The organism is Armatimonadota bacterium, from assembly GCA_031459715.1.
Taxonomy (GTDB): domain Bacteria; phylum Sysuimicrobiota; class Sysuimicrobiia; order Sysuimicrobiales; family Humicultoraceae; genus Humicultor; species Humicultor tengchongensis.
Genome location: JAVKIA010000008.1, coordinates 61,468 through 83,530 on the forward strand (window position 1 = coordinate 61,468; position 22,063 = coordinate 83,530).

The 22,063-nt window shown below is 70.2% G+C and carries 21 protein-coding genes; 9 read left to right on the forward strand and 12 right to left on the reverse strand.

What is annotated here, in order from left to right; translation table 11 throughout:
• Window positions 1-220 precede the first annotated feature (220 nt).
• The 5 genes from QN152_05135 to QN152_05155 form a co-directional block, all read right to left on the reverse strand.
• On the reverse strand, window positions 221-1,522 hold the full coding sequence (locus tag QN152_05135; GenBank protein MDR7538902.1) for an aspartate aminotransferase family protein: 1,302 nt from the start codon (window positions 1,520-1,522) through the stop codon (window positions 221-223).
• Window positions 1,523-1,535: 13 nt separating this feature from the next.
• Window positions 1,536-1,985, reverse strand: coding sequence for an NUDIX domain-containing protein (locus QN152_05140; protein ID MDR7538903.1), 450 nt, complete (start codon window positions 1,983-1,985; stop codon window positions 1,536-1,538).
• 66 nt (window positions 1,986-2,051) lie between these two features.
• Entirely contained in the window at window positions 2,052-2,480 is a 429-nt protein-coding gene (locus QN152_05145) for a GatB/YqeY domain-containing protein (protein ID MDR7538904.1), read from the reverse strand.
• 112 nt (window positions 2,481-2,592) lie between these two features.
• Entirely contained in the window at window positions 2,593-2,763 is a 171-nt protein-coding gene (rpsU, locus tag QN152_05150) for a 30S ribosomal protein S21 (GenBank protein ID MDR7538905.1), read from the reverse strand.
• A 156-nt stretch (window positions 2,764-2,919) separates the two neighbouring features.
• Complete coding sequence (locus QN152_05155) at window positions 2,920-4,218, reverse strand: phenylacetate--CoA ligase family protein (GenBank protein MDR7538906.1); 1,299 nt, start codon at window positions 4,216-4,218, stop codon at window positions 2,920-2,922.
• Window positions 4,219-4,272: 54 nt separating this feature from the next.
• Between QN152_05155 and QN152_05160 the strand changes: the two genes are divergently transcribed.
• From QN152_05160 to QN152_05185, 6 genes are all read left to right on the forward strand, one after another.
• Window positions 4,273-5,145, forward strand: coding sequence for an ABC transporter ATP-binding protein (locus QN152_05160; GenBank protein MDR7538907.1), 873 nt, complete (start codon window positions 4,273-4,275; stop codon window positions 5,143-5,145).
• Window positions 5,142-7,091: an AMP-binding protein gene (locus tag QN152_05165; protein MDR7538908.1), complete on the forward strand. Its 1,950-nt coding sequence runs from the start codon at window positions 5,142-5,144 to the stop codon at window positions 7,089-7,091. Before QN152_05160 ends, QN152_05165 begins: the two co-directional genes overlap by 4 nt.
• On the forward strand, window positions 7,088-8,008 hold the full coding sequence (locus tag QN152_05170) for a branched-chain amino acid ABC transporter permease (protein ID MDR7538909.1): 921 nt from the start codon (window positions 7,088-7,090) through the stop codon (window positions 8,006-8,008). Before QN152_05165 ends, QN152_05170 begins: the two co-directional genes overlap by 4 nt.
• On the forward strand, window positions 8,005-9,045 hold the full coding sequence (locus tag QN152_05175) for a branched-chain amino acid ABC transporter permease (protein ID MDR7538910.1): 1,041 nt from the start codon (window positions 8,005-8,007) through the stop codon (window positions 9,043-9,045). Before QN152_05170 ends, QN152_05175 begins: the two co-directional genes overlap by 4 nt.
• A gap of 84 nt (window positions 9,046-9,129) precedes the next feature.
• Window positions 9,130-10,176: a glycosyltransferase family 4 protein gene (locus QN152_05180; protein ID MDR7538911.1), complete on the forward strand. Its 1,047-nt coding sequence runs from the start codon at window positions 9,130-9,132 to the stop codon at window positions 10,174-10,176.
• A gap of 84 nt (window positions 10,177-10,260) precedes the next feature.
• A complete protein-coding gene (locus tag QN152_05185; GenBank protein MDR7538912.1) occupies window positions 10,261-12,405 on the forward strand; it encodes a glycogen debranching N-terminal domain-containing protein in 2,145 nt (714 codons plus the stop codon).
• A gap of 4 nt (window positions 12,406-12,409) precedes the next feature.
• Here the strand turns inward: QN152_05185 and QN152_05190 are convergent, their stop codons facing one another.
• The 5 genes from QN152_05190 to QN152_05210 form a co-directional block, all read right to left on the reverse strand.
• Window positions 12,410-13,195 (reverse strand): ABC transporter ATP-binding protein, encoded by a 786-nt coding sequence (locus QN152_05190; protein ID MDR7538913.1) that lies wholly within the window; start codon window positions 13,193-13,195, stop codon window positions 12,410-12,412.
• A gap of 22 nt (window positions 13,196-13,217) precedes the next feature.
• Window positions 13,218-14,483, reverse strand: coding sequence for an ABC transporter substrate-binding protein (locus QN152_05195; protein ID MDR7538914.1), 1,266 nt, complete (start codon window positions 14,481-14,483; stop codon window positions 13,218-13,220).
• Between the two features lie 109 nt (window positions 14,484-14,592).
• The gene (locus tag QN152_05200) at window positions 14,593-16,278 is read right to left on the reverse strand and encodes a hypothetical protein (protein MDR7538915.1); all 1,686 of its coding nucleotides are present in this window, start codon (window positions 16,276-16,278) and stop codon (window positions 14,593-14,595) included.
• Window position 16,279: 1 nt separating this feature from the next.
• Window positions 16,280-18,022 (reverse strand): ATP-dependent DNA ligase, encoded by a 1,743-nt coding sequence (locus QN152_05205; protein MDR7538916.1) that lies wholly within the window; start codon window positions 18,020-18,022, stop codon window positions 16,280-16,282.
• Window positions 18,019-18,369, reverse strand: a complete 351-nt coding sequence (locus QN152_05210) for a VanZ family protein (GenBank protein ID MDR7538917.1) — start codon at window positions 18,367-18,369, stop codon at window positions 18,019-18,021. The genes QN152_05205 and QN152_05210 overlap by 4 nt, the downstream gene beginning before the upstream one ends.
• Before the next feature lie 80 nt (window positions 18,370-18,449).
• Between QN152_05210 and QN152_05215 the strand changes: the two genes are divergently transcribed.
• The 3 genes from QN152_05215 to speB are packed head-to-tail and all read left to right on the forward strand — an operon-like array spanning window position 18,450 to window position 20,636.
• Window positions 18,450-18,944, forward strand: coding sequence for an arginine decarboxylase, pyruvoyl-dependent (locus tag QN152_05215; GenBank protein MDR7538918.1), 495 nt, complete (start codon window positions 18,450-18,452; stop codon window positions 18,942-18,944).
• The gene (speE, locus tag QN152_05220; GenBank protein ID MDR7538919.1) at window positions 18,941-19,789 is read left to right on the forward strand and encodes a polyamine aminopropyltransferase; all 849 of its coding nucleotides are present in this window, start codon (window positions 18,941-18,943) and stop codon (window positions 19,787-19,789) included. Before QN152_05215 ends, speE begins: the two co-directional genes overlap by 4 nt.
• Window position 19,790: 1 nt before the next feature.
• On the forward strand, window positions 19,791-20,636 hold the full coding sequence (gene speB, locus QN152_05225) for an agmatinase (protein ID MDR7538920.1): 846 nt from the start codon (window positions 19,791-19,793) through the stop codon (window positions 20,634-20,636).
• Here the strand turns inward: speB and QN152_05230 are convergent.
• Together QN152_05230 and QN152_05235 are read right to left on the reverse strand one after the other, a co-directional pair.
• Window positions 20,633-21,652, reverse strand: coding sequence for a dipeptidase (locus QN152_05230; GenBank protein MDR7538921.1), 1,020 nt, complete (start codon window positions 21,650-21,652; stop codon window positions 20,633-20,635). The genes speB and QN152_05230 overlap by 4 nt on opposite strands.
• Window positions 21,649-21,969, reverse strand: coding sequence for a MazG nucleotide pyrophosphohydrolase domain-containing protein (locus QN152_05235; GenBank protein ID MDR7538922.1), 321 nt, complete (start codon window positions 21,967-21,969; stop codon window positions 21,649-21,651). The genes QN152_05230 and QN152_05235 overlap by 4 nt, the downstream gene beginning before the upstream one ends.
• Window positions 21,970-22,063: the final 94 nt, after the last annotated feature.

Genomic DNA, 22,063 nt, shown 5'->3' on the forward strand with positions numbered 1-22,063 from the left:
GCCCGGCACTTATGCTCGCGCTAACGGGCGAAACCCGGCGGACTTGAACCCGGGGACCGGCCAGGTCCCGGCGGCGTCGCTCGTCCGCGGCTTGGGGGCGGCTTTCCCCCTGGCGACTGGAGGCTTGCACCGCCGCCTCCTCTCTTGGGGCCACCCCGGGGATTGACCCCCGCATCGCGGTTGTGGATGCGTATCTACTATAGCCGGATCTGTCCGCCCCTCAACCCCCGGTGCCGGCTGAGGAGGACACCTCTGCCTCCGCTTCCGCCAGCAGCCCTGCCACGTCGGCCAGGGCCCCCTCCAGACGCTCCACTCCTGTGGCGATCTGCTCCGGGGTGATCACCAGGGGAGGGGCGAGACGCAGCACCATGGGGTTGTTCAGCGAGAAGTAGACGATCAGGCCCCGGCCCAGCGACCAGGCCGCCACCATCAGGGCCACATCCGCGCTCTCCAGCTCCACGCCCACCAGCAGCCCCTTCCCCCGCACGTCGCGGACAAGCCGCGGGTAGCGCTGCTGCACGCGGCGCAGAGCAGCCAGTAGCAGGTCCCCCAGCTCCACGGCGCGGGGGATGAGTCCCTCCTCCAGGATGGTCTGGATGGTAGCCACGCCGGCGGCACAGGCCGCCTGGTTTCCCCCCATGGTGGAGGAGTGGAGGAAGGGGTCGGCCGCCATCTTCTCCCACAGCGCCGGGCGGGCGATGAACGCGCCCAGCGGCATCACGCCCCCGCCCAGGCCCTTGGCCATGGTGAGCACATCAGGAGTGACCCCCGCGTGCTCGCAGGCGAACATGCGGCCCGTGCGTCCCATCCCCGTCTGCACCTCGTCCACCATGAGCAGGACGCCGCGGCGATCACAGATCTCCCGTACCTGCGGCAGGTAGTCGGGAGGCGGGATGATCACCCCAGCCTCCCCCTGGATAGGCTCCACCAGAAACGCCGCCGTCTGGTCGTCGATGGCCGCCTCCAGCGCGGCCGCATCGCCGAAGGGCACGTGCCTGAAGCCCGGGACCAGGGGCTGGAAAGGCGCGCGGTACTTCTCCCGCCCGCTGGCAGAGAGTGCCCCCAGGGTCTTGCCGTGGAAGGCCCCCTCGGTGGCGATGATCCCCGGCCTGCCCGTGGCCAGACGCGCCAGCTTGATCGCTCCCTCGTTGGCCTCGGTGCCGCTGTGGCAGAAGAAGCTGTACTGCAGGTCCCCGGGGGTGACCTGGGCCAGCAGCGCCGCCAGGTCCGCCTCCGGCGGCCGGGCCATGGCCCGCACCGAGGCCGGCATGCGTCGCATCTGGGCAATCACTGCCTCCACCACGCGTGGGTGGCGGTGCCCCAGGATGAAGACCCCCGGCCCTCCGGAGAAGTCCAGGTACTCCTTTCCCTCGATGTCCCGGACGACCGCCCCTTCCGCCTCCCACTCCACAGCCTCCCCGCCCAGGCGGAAGAGCTTCACCAGCCCGGGGTTGATGAACCGGGCGTACTTGTCGAAGGTCTCCCGGACGATGCGCCGCCGCTGCTGTGGGTCGGGAATCATCGCCGGCCTCCCCTTATCCCCCGGCGGGGGCCGCCGACTCGGCCTCCAGCAGAGCGCGGGCGCGGCGGATGATCTCCCGCGTCTCCTTGTATCCGACGCGCGCCACCGCCTCGTCCAGGGAGACCCATTCGCAGGCGATGAACCCCTCCTCCCGCTGCGGCACCGGCTCCTCCCCGCCCAGGAACTCCATCAGGTAGTAGTGCACCGTCTTGTCGTAGTAGGTGTCCTCGGCGCGCCAGAAGAAGAAATAACGTTCCAGTCCCAGGTCGCCGACCACACGCAGGTTGGAAAGGCGGGCTTCCTCCCGGACCTCCCGGCGGGCCACTGCCTCCGGCGTCTCCCCCGCCTCGATGGTCCCTTTGGGCAGCATCCACTTGCCCCCCTGGTGCTGCAGCAGCAGGATCTGCGGACCCTGGGGGGTGTGGCGGAAGACCACTCCCCCGGCGCTGCGGGCCCGCTTCACCGGTCTGCCTGCTCTCCGTCGTGCCATGGACGCTCCGCCGACCGCCCCGGCGCGGTGCTGCGCAGGTCAGCCCCCAAGCGCCTGCCGCACCAGCCGGCTGACCACCGCGCCCTCCGCCCGGCGCCGCACCCGGGGCATGACGGCGGCCATGACGCGGCCGGCCTCCGCCGAAGATGCAGCCCCCAGCTCGGATATGACCTCGGCGATGATCCGCCGCAGCTCCTCCTCCGATAGCGGCGCGGGCAGGTACTCGGTGAGTACGGCCATCTCCAGCGCCTCCCGGCGGGAGAGGTCCTCCCTCCCGCCGCGCTCGAAGGCCTCGATGGCCTCCCGCCGGCGTTTCACCTCGCCCAGGAGGATGTCCTGAATCTCCTCGTCTGACAGCGGCCGCTGCCTGGCGATCTCCGCGTTCTTGATGGCGGCGCGGACCAGCCGGATGGTGGAGACGCGCACGGCGTCGCCGGCCCGCAGGGCCTGCCGCAGGTCTGCCTCCAACCGCTCTCCCAGACTCACCGCCGCAGGGATGCGCTAGCCCGCCCCGGAAATTCGCTGCCGCGGACTTCTGGGGGCTCCGGGCAGCGCTGCGCAGGAATCCCCGGACATGGGCCTAGCGGCCGCGCTTCCGCCGCGCCAGCTTCCGCCGCCGCTTGGCGCTGGGCTTCTCGTAGTGCTCGTGGCGCTTGGCCTCCGAGAGGATGCCCGACCGCTTCACCTGGCGCTTGAACCGTCGCAAGGCGCTGTCCAGACTCTCGTCCTTGCCCACGCGGACCTCTGCCACGCCCCCACCTACTTTCTCGATTCGCCCGACCATGGAGATTTCCCGGACGTGCTCCCGGGGGCCACACCCTGCAGGGACGCACGGCCGCGGTGGCCAATCGCAAACTACCACTTATGATACACCACGAGGCCTCACTGCGCAGTCACCGCGCGGAGTTCACTCCCAGCGCCGCGTGTCCAGCAGCGGGGGAACCTCGGGCGGAAGCGTGCCCGGCGCCAGGACTTCCACCTCCACGCGCAGGGTGATCGCCTCCCGCAGTCGCGCCGCCACCGCCGCCGGGTCCAGCGGCGCACCGGCGGACGGCTCCACCCGGGCCAGCAGCCGGTCCCGGTGCCCCTCTCGGGAGACCACCAGCTGGTAGCGGTCCACCTGCGGAATGCGGATGAACGCCCGGCGCACCTCTTCGGGGTGGACGAACAGGCCCCGGACCTTCACTGCCTCTCCCACCCGGCCCACCAGCCGTGCCAGGCGGGGACTCCCGCGTCCGCAGGGGCAGGGCGAGGGGTCCAGCGTGGAGAGGTCTCCGGTGGCCAGCCGCAGCAGAGGGTAAACCTCGCTGAGGAAGGTAACCACCACCTCTCCCACCGCGCCCGGCGCCTGCGGGGTACCGCGCTCGGGGTCAATGATCTCCACAAAGACACGGGGCGAGAGGTGCAGGCCGTTATGCTCTGGGCACTCGTAGGCCACTAGCCCCACGTCGGCGGTGGCATACCCCTGGAAGACGCAGATGTCCCTGGCCTGCAGGTCGCGGCGCAGCGCGTCGGGCAACATCTCCCCGGAAACGAAGGCCACAGCGAACGGCGATGGCCCGTCGATCTTCTGGAGGAGCGCGGCCAGGAAGGACGGCGTGCCGATGTAGCCCCGGATGCGCAGGTCGCGGGCGGTGCGCGCCTGGATCTCGGTACTACCTACCCCGCCCGGGATAACCACGCACCCCAGGGCTGCCAGCGCCCGGTCGAACATGTGGCCTGCCGGAGTCAGGTGGTAGGCGAAGGTGTTCAGCACCAGGTCACCACGGCGAAACCCGGCAGCGTGCAGCGCCGGCGCAAACCCCCAGTAGTCCTCGCCCCGGCCGGCGGGATCGTAGATCGGCCCCGGGGAGACGAAGATGTGGCTCAGCTCCTGCACGGGTACCGCCACCCACCCGGCGAAGGGCGGGTCGGCCGCCTGCAGGGCGGGCAGGTCAGCCTTTCGCAACAACGGCAGGAGGGCCAGGTCCTCCGGCCAGCGCAGATCGGCTAGCGGACGCCCGGCAGCCGCCACCGCGCGGCGCCCCGCCGCGGTACGCGCCCAGGCCAGGGCCACGGTCTCCCCCAGCCTCCGGGCCAGCCGCGCATGCCAGGCCTCCGGGGACAGACCTTCTGCAGGGTCGTAGAACTCCGCCACCGGCCAGGAAGATTCGGCACCGCACCGCCCCTGACCTCGCCCGGGTGCAGAGCAGCGCTGCCCGGCCATCCGTGACCCTCCCGGGCAGGAAGCGCCTGGGGGGCAGGCCTAATTCCCCTTTTAATGGCCGAGCTGCCGCTGGTCGATACCGTCCTGGCCGTAGAGCGGCTCACCCTGGCCTTTGCCGGGCTGGTGGCCGTCGACGGGCTCTCCTTCTCCCTGCGCGCCGGGGAGCTGCTGGGCATCATCGGGCCCAACGGCGCGGGCAAGACCAGCGTCCTCAACTGCATCAACGGCTTCTACCACCCCCGCAGCGGGCGCATCATCTTCGCCGGGCGGGAAATCACCGGGCTGCCGCCACACCTGCGGGCCCGCCTGGGCATCGGCCGCACCTTCCAGAACATTGCCCTCTACCCGGCGCTGAGCGCACTGGCCAACATCACCTCCGGGCGGCTGATCCACATGCGTAGCGGCGTCGTGGCCAGCGGCATCTACTGGGGTCCGGCGCAGCGGGAGCTGCTGCGGCACCGTGCCCGGGTGGAGGAGATCATCGACTTCCTGGAGATCGAGGCGTTCCGCCACCACCGCGTCGCCGAGCTGCCCTACGGCATCCAGAAGAAGGTAGAGCTGGGCCGGGCCCTGGCCATGGAACCTGCACTGCTCCTGCTGGACGAGCCCATGGCCGGGATGAGCGCCGAGGAGAAGGCGGACATGGCCCGCTACATCCTGGAGCTGCGCGAGGTGCGCGGGCTGCCCATGATCCTCATCGAGCACGACATGGGCGTGATCATGGACCTGTGCGACCGGCTGATCTGCATGGACTACGGCAAGAAGATCGCCGAGGGGCCGCCGCAGGAGATCCAGCATCACCCCGACGTGATCCGCGCCTACCTGGGCGAGGAGCACGCGGTGGCAAACGGGGGCGGGCCGGAGGAGGCCGCACCGGGCGGAACCGGCCGGGCAGGACCTTTTCCCCGCGGAAGGAGCGGAACGTGACCGCCCGGGCCGTGGCCACGCCCACCCCTGCAGCGCCCGCGACCCTTGCGGCGGCGGACACCTTCCCCAAGCGTCTGCTGGCCAACGCGCAGCGGTTCGGCGGGCGCGTGGCCTTCCGGGAGAAGGAGTTCGGCATCTGGCGCCAGATCACGTGGCGGGAGTACCTGGAGCACGCCCGGGCCGTGGCACTGGGGCTGGCCGCGCTGGGCCTGCGCCGCGGCGACGTGCTCATGCTCATCGGCGACAACCGTCCGGAGCTGTACTACATGGCCATGGGGGCGCAGACCCTGGGAGCCGTCTCCTGCGGCATGTACCAGGACAGCCTGGCCGAGCAGCTGGCGGCGCTTATTGACTTCGCCGGCGCCCGCATGGTCTTCTGCGAGGACCAGGAGCAGACCGACAAGGTCCTGCAGGTGGAGGACCGGCTGCCCACTGTGAAGCGGATCGTCGTGGAGGACTGGCGCGGCATGTGGCGCTACCGCCACCCCAAGCTTGTCCCCTTCAGTCAGGTGGAGGAGCTGGGACGGGAGGCACACGCCCAAGACCCCGAGGCCTTCACCCGGCTGGTGGCTGCGACCCACGCCGAGGACGTGGCCATCCTCTGCCAGACCTCTGGCACCACCGCCATGCCCAAGCTGGCCATGCTTTCGCACCGCAACCTCCTCAGCCAGGCGGAAAACTTTCTGACGGTGGAACCGCACATCACCTCCAGCGACGAGTTCGTCAGCTACCTGCCCTTCGCCTGGATCGGCGAGCAGATGATCTCCTACAGCCTGCACCAGACCGTAGGCTTCACCGTCAACTTCCCCGAGGAACCGGAGACCGCGCAGCGGGACTTCCGGGAGATCGGCCCGCACTTCACCTTCGCTCCGGCCCGCATCTACGAGGGGATGCACACTATGGTCACGGTGCGCATCCTGGACGCGGGGCGTCTGCGGCAGGCCATCTACCGCGCGGCCATGCGCCTGGGCGTCCAGGCCGTAGAGCTGGAGGCGGCGGGGCGCCCCCTTCCGGCGTGGCTGCGCCTGCTGCGCGCCGTCTGCACCTGGACGGTCTACCGACCCATCCTGGACAAGCTGGGGCTGGTGCGCATGCGCGTGGCCTGGAACGGCGGAGCCTCCCTGGGCCCCGACTACCACAAGTTTTTCCGCGCCCTGGGACTCAACCTGAAGCAGATCTACGGCCAGACGGAGATCGCCGGCATCTCCTGCGTGCACCGCGATGGCCAGGTGCGCTTCTGGACCATGGGCGCCCCCATCGCCAACACCGAGGTCCGCCTCTCGCCGCAGGGGGAGATCCTGGAGCGCAGCCCCTCGGTCTTCCTGGGCTATTACCGCAACCCCCAGGCCACGGCCGCAGCCCTGAAGGACGGCTGGCTCCACTCCGGCGACTACGGGACGCTGGACCCCTCCGGGGACATCATCCTCTTCGACCGCATGGGCGACGTCATCACCATGGCGGACGGCACCCGGGTGGCCCCGCGGGTGATCGAGGACATGCTCAAGTTCACCCCCTACATCAGCGAGGCCATGGTGGTGGGCGACGGGCAGCCCTACCTGGCGGCCATCCTCAACATCGACATGCGCACCGTGGGCAAGTGGGCGGAAGACCGGGGCCTGGCCTTCACCGCCTACACCGACCTCTCCCAGAAGGCGGAGGTGCTGGAGCTGCTGCGCGGCCTGGTGCAGGAGACCAACCTCCGCCTGCAGCCGGCCTGGCGCCTGCGGCGCTTCGTCTCCCTGTACAAGGAGTTCCACCCCGACGACGAGGAGCTGACCCGCACGCGCAAGCTGCGCCGGGGACATATCCAGCAGCGCTACCGCCACCTTATCACCGCCATCTATGCGGGCGCGGAGAGCTTCCAGGCGGTGGTCACCGTGCGCTACGAGGACGGGCGCACTGCGGAGCTGCGGCCGGTGATGCGCATCCTCTCGGTGGAGGCGTGAGCGGGACCTTCGTCCTGGAGGGGGCGGCGGTGGGCCTGGCCGTGGGCTCCATCTACGCCCTCATCGCCCTGGGGTTTGCCCTGGTTTACAAGTCCACCAAGATCCTCAACCTGGCCCACGGGGAGCTGGTCCTCTTCGGCGGGTACCTGGCCATCGCCCTCACCCGCAGCCTGGCCCTGCCTGCGCTGCCGGCTTTCCTCCTGGCGCTGGCGGCCACCCTGCTGGCATCGGCCGCCCTGGGGGTGGCCGTGGAGCGGACGGTCATGCGGCCGCTGTTCGGGCAGCCCCTCCTCTCGGTGATCATCGTCACCCTGGCCCTGGGGTACATCATCCGCGGGCTGATGGTGGGCATCTGGGGGGGCGACACCCGCCAGTTCCCCCCGGTGCTGCCCGCCGACGCTCTGCGTCTGGGGGACCTGGCCGTTCCCCGTGTGGGCGTGGTCAGCGCTGCAGCGGCGCTGCTGCTGCTGGTGCTCTTCTCCCTTTTCTTCCGCTACTCCCTGTGGGGCATCGCCATGCGCGCCGCGGCCAACGAGCAGCTCACCGCCTCCACGCTGGGGGTGAGCCTGCGACGGGTGTTTGCCACCGCCTGGGCCTTCGCCGCCGTGGCCGGCGCTGTGGGCGGTATCCTGCTGGGGCTGTGGCTGGGGGTCAATTTCGCCCTGGGTTTCGTCGGCCTGAAGGCCCTGGCCGCGGTCATCCTGGGCGGGCTGGACAGCATCCCCGGGGCCATCCTCGGTGGCTTCATCATTGGGGTGGTGGAGAACGTCCTCGGCAGCTACATCGACGCCCACATCCGCCTGCCCGGGTTCTCCCTCTACGGGTTCAAGGAGATCACCCCCTTCCTGGTGATCCTGCTGGTGCTGCTGATCCGCCCCCACGGCCTCTTCGGCACCGAACACATCGAGCGCCTGTGAGCATCCGCCCCGCCGGCGACTTCAAGACCTCCTACGCCCAGGACATGGCCTTGCTGGACATGCGCTTCACCCGGGCGGGGTTTGGCCTGCTGCTGCTCCTGCTGCTCCTGGCGCCGCTGCTGCTGGGCCGTTACCTCTTCCTGCTGAACGCCATCGGCATCTTCGCCATCGGTGCCGTGGGGCTCTCCCTGCTCACTGGCTTCGCCGGCCAGATCTCCCTGGGCCACGCCGCCTTCGTGGCCGTGGGCGCCTACACCTCCTGGCTGGCCACCACCCGCCTGGGGCTGCCCTTCCTCCTGGCCCTGCCGCTGGCGGGCCTGACCGCGTTTCTGGTGGGGGCGCTGGTCGGCCTCCCCTCCCTCCGGATCAAGGGGCTCTATCTGGCCATCGCCACCCTGGCCTTCCAGTTCATCACCGAGTACGTGATCGTCCACACGGTGGGCGGCTCGGGGGGCAACGTGGTGCCGGCACCGCGGGTGGGCGGCCTGGAGATCCGCGGAGAGACCATGTTTTACTTCCTTCTGCTGCCCGTCTGGCTGGTGGGGGGAGTCTTTGCCGCTAACCTGGTGCGCGGCCGGGTGGGGCTGGCCCTGATGGCGGTACGGGATCGCGATTACGCCGCGCAGGTCCTGGGTGTGAACCTCCTCTCCACCAAGACGCTGGCCTTCGCGCTGTCCGCCCTCTACGCCGGGGTGGCCGGCAGCCTCTTCGCCCACTACAACCGAGTCATCAGCAGCGAGCACTTCGGCATCATCCAGTCCATCGATTTCATCGCTATGATCGTCATCGGCGGGTTGCACAGCATCTGGGGTCCTCACCTGGGGGCGGCCTTCGTCATCCTGCTGGGGCAGGTGCTGAAGATGGTTACCCCGGCGGTGGTGGCCCTGGCGCCCGGCTTCGGCAAAGCCGCAACCTCGGTGCGGGAGATAGTCTTCGGCGCGGTGCTCATCGGCCTGCTCATCTGGGAGCCTGGCGGTCTGGCCAACCTGGCGCGAAAGCTGAAGCGCTACCTGGACCTCTGGCCCTTCACCTATTGAGCCGCTCCGCTACAATTCTGTGCGGGGAGGCCCCGGCGGGCCTGCCTCCTGGTTTTCCACCCCGTGGCTTCAGGAGGGAGTGCCATGCGCATCGCTCAGATCGCGCCGCTCTACGAGAGCGTGCCCCCCAAGATGTACGGCGGCACAGAGCGGGTCGTCTACGGCCTGACCGAAGAGCTGGTGCGCCGCGGCCACCAGGTGACCCTGTTCGCCAGCGGCGACAGCCACACCTCAGCCCACCTGGTGCCGGTCTGCGAGCGCGGACTGCGGCTGGCCCGTCGCCTCCACGACGCGGTGGCCTTCACTACCATCGAGCTGGGGATGGTTTACGAACGGGCCGGGGAGTTCGACATCATCCACAACCATGCCGACTACTTCGCCTTCCCCTTCGCCCGCCTCACCCGTACCCCAACCCTGACCACCCTCCACGGCCGCCTGGACCTGGAGGAGGTGCAGCGGGTCTACCGCTACTTCCCGGAGGCGCCCCTGGTCTCCATCAGCTTCGCACAGCGGCAGCACCTGCCGCGCGCGAACTGGGTGGCCAACGTCTACAACGGCATCGTCCCCGAGCACTTCGTCCTGCGGAAGCAGCCGGGGGAGTACCTGGTCTTCCTGGGCCGCATCTCCCCGGAGAAGCGACCGGACCGGGCCATCGAGATCGCCCGTGCCGTGGACATGCCGCTGCGCATCGCGGCCAAGGTGGACCCTGCGGACAGCGAGTACTTCAAGCACGCCATCAAGCCGCTGCTGGACCACCCTCTGGTGGAGTTCGTGGGGGAGGTGGACGAGGCGGCCAAAGACGAGCTGCTGGGCGGAGCCTACGCCTACCTCTTCCCCGTGGACTGGCCGGAGCCGTTTGGCATCACCATGGTGGAGGCCATGGCCACAGGGACTCCGGTGATTGCCTCTGCCTGCGGCGCGGTCCCCGAGGTGGTGGTCCACGGGCGGACCGGATTCGTCTGCCGCACCCTCAAGGAGATGATCGAAGCTGTAGGCCGGGTGCCGGAGATCTCCCGGGAGGCCTGCCGGCGACACGTGGAGGAGCACTTCAGCGCCGCACGCATGACCAGCGCCTACGAAGCCGTCTATCAAACGCTACTGGTGCGGGCGCCCCAGCCCGTCGCCGCCTAGGGCCATGTCCGGGAGATCTCGCCTGGGACCGCCCGGGGTCCCCGGGAATTCGCGGCAGCGAATTTCTGGGGTCGGCTAGAACCCGTGGCGCCGCGCATCCAGCTGGGCCCAGCCCGGATCGCCCTGGTCGAGGGGAGCAGCCTCTTCGTCACCTCGCCGGAGGGGGAGGTGGAAGCCATCGAGCAGCACGGCTTCTTCGTCAGCGACACCCGGCTGCTCTCCACCTACCGCCTGCACCTGGCGCACCGTCCCTGGCTGCTGGTCTCCTCAGCGCCGCTGCGCCACTACGCGGCGGAGTTCCTCTACGTCAACCCGGAGTTCGAGGCGCCGGAGGGACGGGTGCGCCGCGGCACCCTGGGCTTCCACCTGCAGCGCACCCTGCGCGGAGGCGTGCACGATGACCTGGAGGTCACCAACTACGGGCTGCGGCCGGTGACCTTCCCCCTGGTCATCGAGGCGGACTGCGACTTCGCCGACCTCTTCGAGATCCGGGGGTTGGAGATGCCGCGGCGGCGCACCATCCAGGTGCGCGCGGCGGCGGAGGAGATCCGCTGGCTCTACCAGCGGGCACACTACCGGCGGGGCCTGATCCTGCGCGTCGCCCGCGCGGACACGCCGCCGGATGTGGCCGCCCCGCGGATCATCTTCGAGCTCACCTTGCCCCCGCGGATCCCCTGGCATGCCTGCCTGCACTTCATCCCCCTGCTGGGGGACCGGGTCCTGGAGGCGCCCGCTGCCTGCGGTGCCGCCCTGCTGGACGAGCTGGAGGAGCGGCGGCAACAGTGGTACGCTGCCTTCGCCACCTGCGCCACGCCTGACCAGGACCTGAGGCAGACCTACCGCCAGGCCGTGGAAGACCTGACGGTCCTGCGCCTGGCCGCAGCCGACTCCGCCGAGAAGCACTGCGTGGTCGCCGCGGGCATCCCCTGGTTCGCCACCCTCTTCGGCCGGGACAGCCTGATCATCAGCCTGCAGACTCTGCCCGTGAGCGGCCAGTTCGCCCCGGCGGTGCTGCGGGAGCTGGGCGCCCTGCAGGCGACCGCAGTGGACGACTGGCGCGACGCCCAGCCCGGCAAGATCCTGCACGAGGTGCGTCACGGGGAGCTGGCAGAGTTCCAGGAGATCCCCCATACCCCGTACTACGGCACGGCCGATGCCTCCCTGCTGTACCTGATCACCCTACACGAGACCTACCGCTGGCTGGGGGACATGGAGCTGGTGACGGAGCTGCTGCCGGTGGCGGAACGCGCCCTGGCCTGGGTGGAGGAGCACGGCGACCTGGACGGTGATGGGTTCCAGGAGTACCGCCGCCGTTCCCCCCGGGGGATCACCCACCAGGGATGGAAAGACTCAGGAGATGCCGTGGTGGACGCGGAGGGAGCCGACGTGCCGCCTCCCGTGGCCCTGGTGGAGCTCCAGGGCTACGCCTACGACGCCAAGCGGCGCATGGCCGAGCTCTACCAGGCGCTGGGCCGGCCCGAGGAGGCCGCAAGGTTGCGCCGCGAAGCGGCCGCACTTCAGGTACATTTCCGCCAGGCCTTCTGGTGGCCGGAGGAGGGGACCTACTACTTCGCTCTGGACGGGAGCAAGCGTCCGGTGCGCAGCGTGGTCAGCAATGCGGGGCATGCGCTGTGGTCGGGCATCGCCACTCCGGAGGAGGCGCGGGGAGTAGTCACCCGCCTGATGGCGCCCGATATGTTCTCCGGATGGGGCATCAGGACGCTGAGCAGCAGCCACCCCGCCTTCAACCCCTTCGGCTACCAGGTGGGTGCGGTCTGGCCGCACGACAACAGCCTGATCGCCCTGGGGTTCAAACGGTACGGATTCGTGGGCGAGGCGCTGCGGGTGGCCGAAGGGATCCTGGAGGCTGCTGCCCACTTCCACGCTTACCGCCTCCCCGAGCTGTTTGCCGGGCTGCAGCGGGGTCCCCGCTCCTTCCCCGTGCAGTATCCGGAGGCCAACGTCCCCCAGGGGTGGGCGGCAGGGGCGGTTTTTGCCCTTCTGCGCATGATGCTGGGTTTGAGGGCCGACGCCCCGCGCGGCCGCCTTCTCCTCCACCCCACCCTGCCCGAGTGGCTGCCAAGGCTGCACCTTGCGGGAGTGTCGGTGGGTCAGGCGGTGGTCGACCTGGAAGTGTTCCGCGAAGGCGAACAGACGCGCTGGACGGCCTCCGTACGCACCGGCACGCTGGAGGTGGTGGAGCGCCCCTGGTCCCCGGAGGAGGTCTGACTGCTCAGGCCAGCCAGCGTTTGCGCCGGGTGTAGGATTTCACCTCGGTGAAGCTGCGCCGCCCGCTCTTGTTCATCCCCAGGTAGAACTCCCTGACGTCGGCATCCTCGCGCAGCCGCTCCGCCGGCCCGTCCAGGACGATCTTCCCATTCTCCATGACGTACCCGCACATTGCCAGCTGCAGCGCCATGCGGGCGTTCTGCTCCACCAGGAAGATGGTGATCCCCTCCTCCCGGTTCAGCCGTCGCACCAGGGCGAAGATCTCCTGCGCCACCAGCGGGGCCAGCCCCAGGCTGGGCTCGTCCAGCAGCAGGAGCTTGGGACGGGCCATGCAGGCGGCGCCGATGGCCAGCATCTGCTGCTCGCCGCCGGAGAGATAGCCGGCGCGCACGTGCCGCCTCTCCTTTAGCCGGGGAAAGTACGTGTAGACCAGGTCCAGGGCCTCCCGTCGGCCGCGGGGGTGGAGGGCGGCCCCTACCAGCAGGTTCTCCTCGGCTGAGAGCTCCTCAAAGAGACGGCGGCCCTCCCGCACCATGACGACGCCGCGGCGGGCCACCTCCTCCGGCAGGCGGTTGGTGATAGGCTGGCCGTCGAACTCAATGCTCCCGCGGGCCACCTCCCCGCGCTCCAGCCGCACCAGGCCGGATATGGCCTTCAGCGTAGTGGTCTTCCCCGCGCCGTTGGCGCCGATGAGCGCGGTGATGCTCCCGCGGGGGACGGAGAGGGAGACCCCCTTGAGCACCAGGATGGTCCCCCAGAAGACGACTTCGATGTTGTTCAGCGAAAGCACAGCGCAGCGGCCGCCCTCTCTCTCAGAAGCCCAGCCAGTCGGGGCGCCGCTCCACCGTGACCCCCTGGACGACGCGGATCCGCCCGTCCTGCACCTGGACGATGCGCGTGGTCGTGGAAGGCCGGTGGTCGGTGCGGGTGATGGTGATGGGCGGGGCCAGGCCGTCCGGGTCCCACTCCTTCAGCAGCTCAATGGCCGAGCGCACCGCCGGACCGTTGAAGCTGCGGTAGGATGCCCAGTTGTCCACCATGATCTCCAGAGCCTTCTTCAGCAGGAAGACGTTGAGCCAGCCGCGGATGTAGGAGGCGATGTAGGGCGTCTGCGTTGTCCCCCACTGGAACGCCGGGACCTCCTTCCCCTCGAAACGCCTGTAGGCGTCGAAGATGGTGCGCATGCCGGCAACCCCCGGCTCGCCGTAGTAGGCGTGGGGGGTGCTGCCGTAGACCCCCTCCGCGGCCGCGCCCACCAGCCGGATCATGTTTTCGTCGAAGCCCCAGACGTTGACGAACCAGCGGGTCTTCAGCCCCGCCTGCTTGGCGTCACGCGCGGTGACCGAGGCGGAGTTGGTCGTCCCCCCGAACCAGGCGAAGTCCGCCCCCGCGGCCCTGATGGCGCTCACCTGGGAGCGGGCCTCCAGGGCGGCGAGCTCCACGATCTGGTCGGGCAGCACCTCGAACCCCAGCTCCCGGGCGTAGGCCTTGCCCGCGGGGATGGGAGCCTGGCCGTAGGGGTGTGTGGGGTAGACGAAGACGAACTTGGGCCTGGCGATCCGCTCCTTCTTGGCCAGCTCGGCGGCGAACTTCAGCACCGCGCGCAGCTGATCGGAGTAGGAGGAAACCGGGTAGAAGTTGTAGGGGGTCTTCGCCGGGTTGTTCAGGTGCGAGGAGTAGGAGGCAGAGATGTAGGGGATCTGGTCCTCGGAGATCTGCTCCTTGAGAGCCTCCGTATCCCCGGTGCCCCACCCAATGATGGCGTTCACCCGGTCCACGTCCCGGTACTTCCGGTACAGCGCCAGGGCGTCGGGGATACGGTAGGCGTAATCCGACCAGACCAGGTCGATCTTCACCTTGCCCCGGATCCCGCCCTGCACCTCGTTGATGTAGCGGACGTGGTGCAGCGCCCCCACACTGTAGTCCTTGCCCACGTCGGACGTGGGGCCGGTGGTGTCGAACAGCGCCCCCACCTTGATGCTGGCGGGGATGGGCGGAGCCTGCGCCGCCACAGGCACAATGGCAACGAGGAGCAGGAATCCCAGCGCCAGCGCACAGTGTCTCGCCCACCCTCCCACCTGGCCTCCCCCCTCGACGATCCAGGTCCCAAGCTCCCCGGCAAATGGTAATGCCAGGGGGCTAGTTCCTCCGGAGGACCTAGATTTGATGGCCAAGGTTCGACGGGGGCTAGCGCGCCACCTTCTGCACCGCCAGGGCACGGATCACCAGGGCCTCACGGCGGTTTCCTCCCGCATTGATGGCGAAGTCCCATCCGGCGGTGGTGGCGAAGCTGGCGTCCTCCAGCGTGAGGGCCTGCGTCGTCCACCCCTCCCCCGGCTCCACCCACCGCCACGGGGTGAAGCGGTACCCGCTCCTGGCATCGTAGAAAAGGTTGAAGCCCAGGCTCTGCGGCGCCCTGGCGCCGAGGGTCTCCACGGTGACCGTGACCCGAAACCTCCCGTCGTTGAAGAACAGGAAGGTGTCGTCTACGTCGAAGTAGATGAAGGCGGCCTCCCGCCCCGGCGGGATGCGCAGCGCCGCCTCGCCGTTCACCTCTACCGTCTCTACGGGCGCCGCCCCGCGCACGCCTGGAACCAGTGAGAGGCCCCGCCCGCCGGTCTCCTGTCCCGGACGCAGGCTGACCCCGGCTGCCCGGGAGTAGTCCTCCTCCGGGGGGACCACCGGGAGGAGAGGCCCCCGCTGCCGCTGCGTCGCCACCGCCTCCTCCACCAGAGCCGGGGCGATACCGCTGACCAGCACGGGGGCGGGGCCCAGGAGGAGGCGGACCCTGCCCTCGCCGGAAGAGGCCACAGCCGTCCCGTCCGTCGAGAGCACGCGCGCTCCCGCCAGGACGGGCACCTCCAGCGGCGCAGGGTCACCCGTCCGCCAGGCCAGCAACGCTGCCTGGTCGGGCGCCCCGAAGACCAGGGCATATACCCCGGGATCGCGAACCAGGTGGCCGCCGAACGCCATGTCCTGCAGGACCTCCAGTATCCCCCCAGCCGCCTCCTCCACCTGCCGCGCCTCTGGGACCACAAAGAGGCGTTCCGCCCCGGCGGCCCGCGCCACCGCCACCGCCCGTACCAGAGCTCCCGCCTCAAGGCCGGCGCCGGGCGTCCACTCCAGCCACAGCGCCCTATTGGCCTCCTGCAGGATTCGCTGTCGCAGGGCCGCCAGCGGTCGCAGCCACCGCTCGGGGGACAGGCCGGCTGGGGCCAGAGAGATAATGGAGACCGCATCGGGTGCCTGGGTGATCAGCCGCTGCACGTGGGCCAGATCGAATCCCGGCGGAGACGCGGCGGCGATACGGCTGGTCGGATCTGCGGCCTGAGACGCCCTGCGTGCCCCCACCAGCAGGGCCAGGTACTCGGAGGCGGTGCCGCGGAAGTGCGGCAGGGCGGGTGTGGTCCAGACCTGCCAGTCCCTGACCCGGTCCCGATAGCGGCGTACCGCCGCACCCACGAAGCGTTCCCAGTCCGCGATCTGTCGTGGGGGCATCCGTGTGGCCACCAGGGGGTCGCGTGCCTCCGCGCCCTGGGCCAGCGAGGCCCAGGTCGGGGTGAAGGTCAGGACGACCACCGGCTGCAACCCGGCGCGCCGGGCCGTCTCCACCATCAGATCCAGGTCCGCCCAGGACAGCTTCCCCCGGGCCGGCTCGATGGCACTCCAGTCTGCGGTGAGCTTGACGGTGCGCACTCCGGCCTGGCGCAGCGGGAGGAAGGTCGGCGGCCGCGCAAAGCTGGCTCCCAGGACAAAGGCCGGATCGGCCCGCGCCGGAGATAGCTCCAGCAGGATCACCGTCCCCAGAGGAATCGGCCCCAGGAGGATCAGTCCCGAAAGGATCAGTCCCAGGAAGGCCAGCGACCGCCCCACGTCAGGCCGTGCGTCGCAGGCGCCGCCGGTACATCTCCACGATCTCCTCCACGGTCGTGGCGTCGGATGGCCCCTTGTCCTCGCGGTAGCGGCCTGTGAAGCGGGGGAAGCGGATGGCCAGGCCGCTGCCCTGGCGGAAGCGGTCCCACCCCGCGGTGTGCACCGGGCTCAGGGTGATCTCGGCGCCCACAATCTCCAGCACCAGCTCCGGCGTACACCAGACATCGGGCTCCAGGCGGGACTCCACCCGGGGGTCGGGGGTGCTGCGCAGGTGGGGCTTGAGGCGGCGGGGCAGCTCAGCCAGGTCCCGGTCGCTGAAGCCCGACCCGACCTTGCACACGGTGAAGAAGCGGTCGGTGGCGCGGTCGCAGGCTGCCATGAGCAGAGCGCCGTAGGCGCCGGCGCGTTTGCCCCGGCCGTGGAACGCCCCTACCACCACCAGGTCCACCGGCTCGCTCATCTCGCTGCGGTACTCCCGCTTGAACTTGATCCACAGCCATCCCCTCGCCCCGGCCTGGTAGACCCCGCCCGGGGCCTTGCACAGCAGCCCCTCGCAACCTTCGGCGATGGCCTCCTCGAAGAAGGCCTGCAGAGCCTCCGGGTCCTCCACCTCCCGGGAGGCGGCAAGCTGGAAGCGTTCCCCGGTGGTGATGACCCGCTGCAGTGCCGCCCGCCGTCGGGCGTAGGGCATGCGGGTCAGGTCCTCCCCATCCAGGTAAAGGGCGTCGAAGACGAAGAGGGCGGTGGGAATCTCCCGCACCGCTTCCGCTATGCCGTACTTCCGCCGCCGCGGCATCAGGTCCTGGAAGGAGCGCAGCTCGCCGCTGTCCGGGTCAACGGCCACCACCTCCCCCTCGATGATCGCCTGTCGCGCCTTCAGGTAGGTCCGCACCAGCGCCACAACGTCGGGGTACTGGGCACTGATCCGCTCCAGGCGGCGGGAGAAGATCTGCACCTCCTCCCCCTGGCGGTGGATCTGCAGCCGCTCCCCGTCGTACTTGAACTCAGCGATGCAGCGGCCGCCCAGTTTCTGCAGGATTTCCCGGGCGTCCCCCAGGCGCTCCGCCAGCATGGGCCGGATGGGCTTGCCCACCACCACCGAGACGCGGCGCACCGCGGCCAGCCCGCCCCGGGCGATGCGGGCGGCGACAAACCCCAGGTCGGAGGTCAGGTTGTAGGCACGCTCCACCTCGGCACGCGCCTGCCGCCCGCCGCCGTAGACTTCGGCCAGGGCGTCCAGCACCGTCATGTCCCCCGCGCCCAGGCGCAGCTTACCGGTGACGGTGCGTACCAGGTAACGCGCCTCCAGCGGCGTAGCCCGCTGCAGCAGGCCGGCCACCTCTGCCAGGCGCGCCGCCTGGGCTCCGCTGCCGGAAGCGCGGGCGGCGCGGTCCAGGGCGGTGTAGACCTCATCCACGGTCAGGGTCGGCTGGCGACGGGGGTGCCCCGCCAGCAGCGCCTCCGCCGCCGTCCCCAAGTCTCCCTCCCGGGCCAGTCGCCGCGCCACCGCCTCCTCCGGAACGCCTGCGGCCTGGGCCACCGCCCGCAGGGCGGTCTTTTCAGCCACGCCGATCTCGATCCCCTCGAAGTCGGGGTAGAGTTTCCCCTGGGTCAGGTAGACGACGCGGGCGATGTCGTCCCGAGAAGTAGCGCGGAAGAGGTCGGCCAGGAGAGCGGTCATCTGCAGGCGGGAGGTCGTCCGCTCGATGGCCGCATAGGCTTCGGCCAGCACCTGGTATTTCATCCGGCGCGCCAGCCTCCTATCAGGACGCCGGCCACAGCGCCCAGCGTGTTAGCACCCAGGTCCCACCACTCCGCCTGCCGCCCGGGCAGCAGCCCCTGCAGCCCTTCCAGCACCGCCCCGTAGGTCACCACGGCCAGGACCGTCACCGTGGTCGGGAGCCCCGGGGACGAATCGGGAAGTGCCCACCGCAGCAGCAGCCCCAGGAGCGCGTAGGCGACGATGTGAGCCACCTTGTCCGGCACCAGGCCGCCCCCCGGCGGGTCGGGCGTGAGCGAAAAGACCAGGATCCCGGCGGCCCATAACACCACCAGTACCCGGGCCAGACGAGGCGACGGACGGTAGATCATACCACCAATATAGCTTCGCCCTTGACGCCCCAATCCCTCATGGGGTTAATGGAGGCGTTGACCACAGAGGGAGGCGGGCCATGTGGGAGTTCCCCAAAGCAGTGAGCCTGGTGGCGGGCGCGGGCGAGGCAGCCACCGAGCTGAACGCCTTCGACCGCGCCCTGATGGACGCCGGGATCGCCAACCTCAACTTCATTAAGGTGACCAGCATCGTGCCCCCGGGCGCCTCGGTGGTGCCCCTGCCCCGGCTCTATCCGGGGATGCTGGTGCCGGCGGTCTACGCCCAGATCGTAAGCCACACCCCGGGGGAGCGCATCGCCGCCGCCCTAGGTGTCGGCATCTGCCGAGAGGCCTACGGGGTGATCATGGAGTACTCGCACATGGGGACGGCGGAGAACGCCGAGCTGATCGTCCGACGCATGGTGGAGGAGGCCTTCCGCCTTCGCCAGCTGCGCCTGGACGAGGTGCACGTTGCTTCCCGCGAGCACGTGGTGGAGCGCACTGGCTGCGTGGTGGCCGCGGCGCTGATGTGGCCGGCACCTGACGGCGCCCCGCCTCAGGGAGGGACGAGATGAATCAGTGGCTGCACGACGCCGGGGGAGCGGGCTTCGCCCACGCCTACCGGATCGACCAGGAGCTGTACCGGGGACGGTCCTCCTTCCAGGAGATTCGCGTAATCGCGAACTCGGACTTCGGCCGCATCCTTGTACTGGACGACGCGGTGCAGACCACCGAGCGCGACGAATTCATCTACCATGAGATGCTGGCGCACGTGCCGCTGCTGGCCCACCCCGCGCCCCGCCGCCTGCTCATTATCGGCGGCGGAGACGGCGGCCTCCTGGAGGAGGCGCTGAAGCACCCTCTGGCGGAGGCGGTGATAGTGGAGATCGACCGGGAGGTGGTCGAGGTCACCCGGCGTTTCCTCCCCCAGATCCCCGGAGGAGCCTTCGACGACCCGCGCACCCGCCTGGTCATCGCCGACGGGATCGGCTACGTGCGCGAGTCCACCGAGACCTTCGACGTGATTCTTGTGGACTCCACCGACCCCAAGGGGCCGGCGGTGGGCCTCTTTAGCCAGGCTTTCTACGCCGACCTCCGCCGCCGCCTCCGCTCAGGGGGCCTCGTAGCCGTGCAGAGCGGCTCCCCCCTCTACCAGCTGGACCTGCTGCGCGCCGTGCGAGCAGGTTTGGGGAAGGCCTTCCCCCTGGTCTGCACCTACCTGGCCACGGTCCCCACGTACCCGGGGGCACTGTGGTCCTTCACCGTCGGGACAACCGGAGGCGACCCGGCGCAGACCCCCGCAGAGGAGGTGACGCGGCGCACGGCCGGGTTCGGCCTGCAGTACCTGACTCCCGCAGGCTTCCGCGCCGCCTTCGACCTGCCGCCCTTCCTCGCCCGCGAGCTGGGCATGACCGCGTAGGGTGTTCCTGGCCGCACGCTCCGCCCTCCCCCCGGGGTCGGCCCCCACGGCCACGCTGCTGGGAGTCCCCTACGACCGCACGGCCTCCTTCCGCCGCGGTGCCCGGTTTGGGCCCGCGGGGATCCGCGGGGCCTCGCAGTCCCTCGAGTCGTACAGCCCCCTGCTCGACCGCGACCTGGAGGAGAGGGCCCTGTTGGACGCTGGAGACCTGCCGGTGGAGCACCTTCCCCCCGAGGAGATGGTGGAGGAAGTTGCGCGCGCCGTAAGCGAGGCCGCCGGCCTCCCGGTGATCCTTGGGGGGACGCACACAGTGACCGTGGGCGCCGTCCGCGCCCTGGCTACGCGCCACCCCGGCCTGCGGGTCCTCGTGCTGGACGCGCACCTGGACCTGCGGGAGGCGTACGAGGGGACACCCTGGTCACACGCCTGCACGGTCCGCCGCCTGTCGGAAGTGGTGGGAGAAGAGCGCATCGCCTTGCTGGGCGCCCGGGCGGGGACCCGTGAGGAGTTTGCGGAGGCAAGACGGCTGCTGGCGGTGCAGCGGACGCTCCTGGTGGGCCACCCGCTGTGGACGCGCCTGGAAGAAGGCCCGCTCTACCTCTCGGTGGACATCGACGTCCTGGACCCCGCGGCCGCACCGGGCACGGGGAACCCTGAGCCGGGCGGCCCGGCGGCGGAGGACTTGCTGGCGCTGCTACGCACCCTGGCCCCGTTGCGGGTCGTCGGCCTGGACCTGGTGGAGGTGGCGCCGCCGTACGACCCTTCCATTCGCACATGCGTCCTGGCGGCCTTACTGGTGCGCGAGGCGTTGCTCACCTGGGCCGGCCGCCGCTCTGACCGCAGCTAGCGCCCCCACACCCGGCGGAAGACACGCAGGGCGTTTTCCCCCAGGATCTTGCGCACCTGCTGGGGGGTGTAGCCCCGCTCCAGCAGCGCTTGGGTCAGGTTGGGCAGCCGGGAAACATCCTCCAGCCCCTGTGGGACCTTCTCGATCCCGTCGAAGTCCGAGCCCAGGGCCACGTGGTCGATTCCCATCACCGCGGTCATGTGGTCGATGTGGGCGACGACACGCTCCAGGCTGGGACCTCCCAGAAACTCCGGGTAGAAGTTGATCCCCACCACCCCACCCCGGACGGCGATGGCCCGCAGTTGCTCATCGGTGAGGTTGCGCCGGTGGGGCTGCACGGCGGCAGCGTTGGAGTGGGTAGCGATGATCGGGCTCCGCGTCGCCGCCACCACATCCCAGAACGCCGCGGCGGAGAGGTGTGAGACGTCCACCACCATCCCCAGCCGCTCCATCCGCGCCAGGACGTCCCGCCCCAGGCGGGAGAGCCCGCCGTGGCGGGCCTCCGCCGCGCCGTCGGCCAGTGCGTTGGCCCGGTTCCAGGTCAGGCTGGCCAGGCGCACGCCCCGGCTGTACAGCCAATCCACGCGCGCCACCTCGCCCTGGAGGGCATCGCCCAGGTTCTCCACAGAGAGAACCGCGGCGATCTTCCCGGCCCGGCCGGCCGCCTCGATCTCTGCCACCGTCCGTGCTGCCAGGATCTCGGTGCGGTGGCGCTCCATGGCCCGGTGGAAGGCGCTGATCAGCTCCTCCGCCCGCTGCCGGCCGCGCTCGGCCAGGCGTGGGTCGATATAGGCGGCGAAGACCTGGACGTCCACCCCGCCCTGGCGCAACCGCGGCAGGTCCACCTGTCCGCCACCGGAGGCCCCGTCCAGTGTGCGCTTCCCCTCTGCCAGATCCAGCAGCGTGTCCGCATGCAGGTCGACCACGACCGCGTCGCGGTGAACCTGCCGGTAGTCACTCACGGCCGCCACCCCCAGGCCCACCGCCAGCAGCGCCACCAGGTGCGCCGCGCTCATCCATCCCGGCCGGCCCGCAGGACCAAAGGGTGCTCTCCCGGACAGGCGCAGGGGTCAGCGCCGCAGCGGGGGCAGCCGGCGGCGTAGCGGGCGACGGCGCGGGCGACCTCCACCCCGGCCAGAGCGGCGACGCTCACCGTCCAGGCCAGGACGTCGCCGACCTCCTCCTCCAGCGCCGCCGGGTCGCGGCGGCGCAGCGCCCGGGCCAGCTCTCCCACCTCCTCCACCAGGCGGCGGAAGGTCCCGTCCAGACCGCGCACGCGGTCACGCTCCCCGTAGATAGTGGCGATACGTTGCTGGAACTGGTAGAAATCCATCGTCCCCCCCGAGGTACCGAGGCACCATTCGCCTTCGCAGCTCCTCCGCCCTCCGGGGGCGGGTCGCAACGGTCACTCCCAATCAACCTGCTAT

Bases quoted from the DNA above. Each gene is read 5' to 3' on its own strand.
- QN152_05155 (MDR7538906.1), bottom strand. From the start codon at position 4,218: ATGGCCGGGCAGCGCTGCTCTGCACCCGGGCGAGGTCAGGGGCGGTGC.
- QN152_05205 (MDR7538916.1), bottom strand. From the start codon at position 18,022: ATGAAATACCAGGTGCTGGCCGAAGCCTATGCGGCCATCGAGCGGACG.
- QN152_05235 (MDR7538922.1), bottom strand. From the start codon at position 21,969: ATGGATTTCTACCAGTTCCAGCAACGTATCGCCACTATCTACGGGGAG.
- QN152_05180 (MDR7538911.1), top strand. From the start codon at position 9,130: ATGCGCATCGCTCAGATCGCGCCGCTCTACGAGAGCGTGCCCCCCAAG.
- QN152_05160 (MDR7538907.1), top strand. From the start codon at position 4,273: ATGGCCGAGCTGCCGCTGGTCGATACCGTCCTGGCCGTAGAGCGGCTC.
- QN152_05215 (MDR7538918.1), top strand. From the start codon at position 18,450: ATGTGGGAGTTCCCCAAAGCAGTGAGCCTGGTGGCGGGCGCGGGCGAG.
- QN152_05135 (MDR7538902.1), bottom strand. From the start codon at position 1,522: ATGATTCCCGACCCACAGCAGCGGCGGCGCATCGTCCGGGAGACCTTC.
- QN152_05210 (MDR7538917.1), bottom strand. From the start codon at position 18,369: ATGATCTACCGTCCGTCGCCTCGTCTGGCCCGGGTACTGGTGGTGTTA.
- QN152_05230 (MDR7538921.1), bottom strand. From the start codon at position 21,652: ATGAGCGCGGCGCACCTGGTGGCGCTGCTGGCGGTGGGCCTGGGGGTG.
- speE (MDR7538919.1), top strand. From the start codon at position 18,941: ATGAATCAGTGGCTGCACGACGCCGGGGGAGCGGGCTTCGCCCACGCC.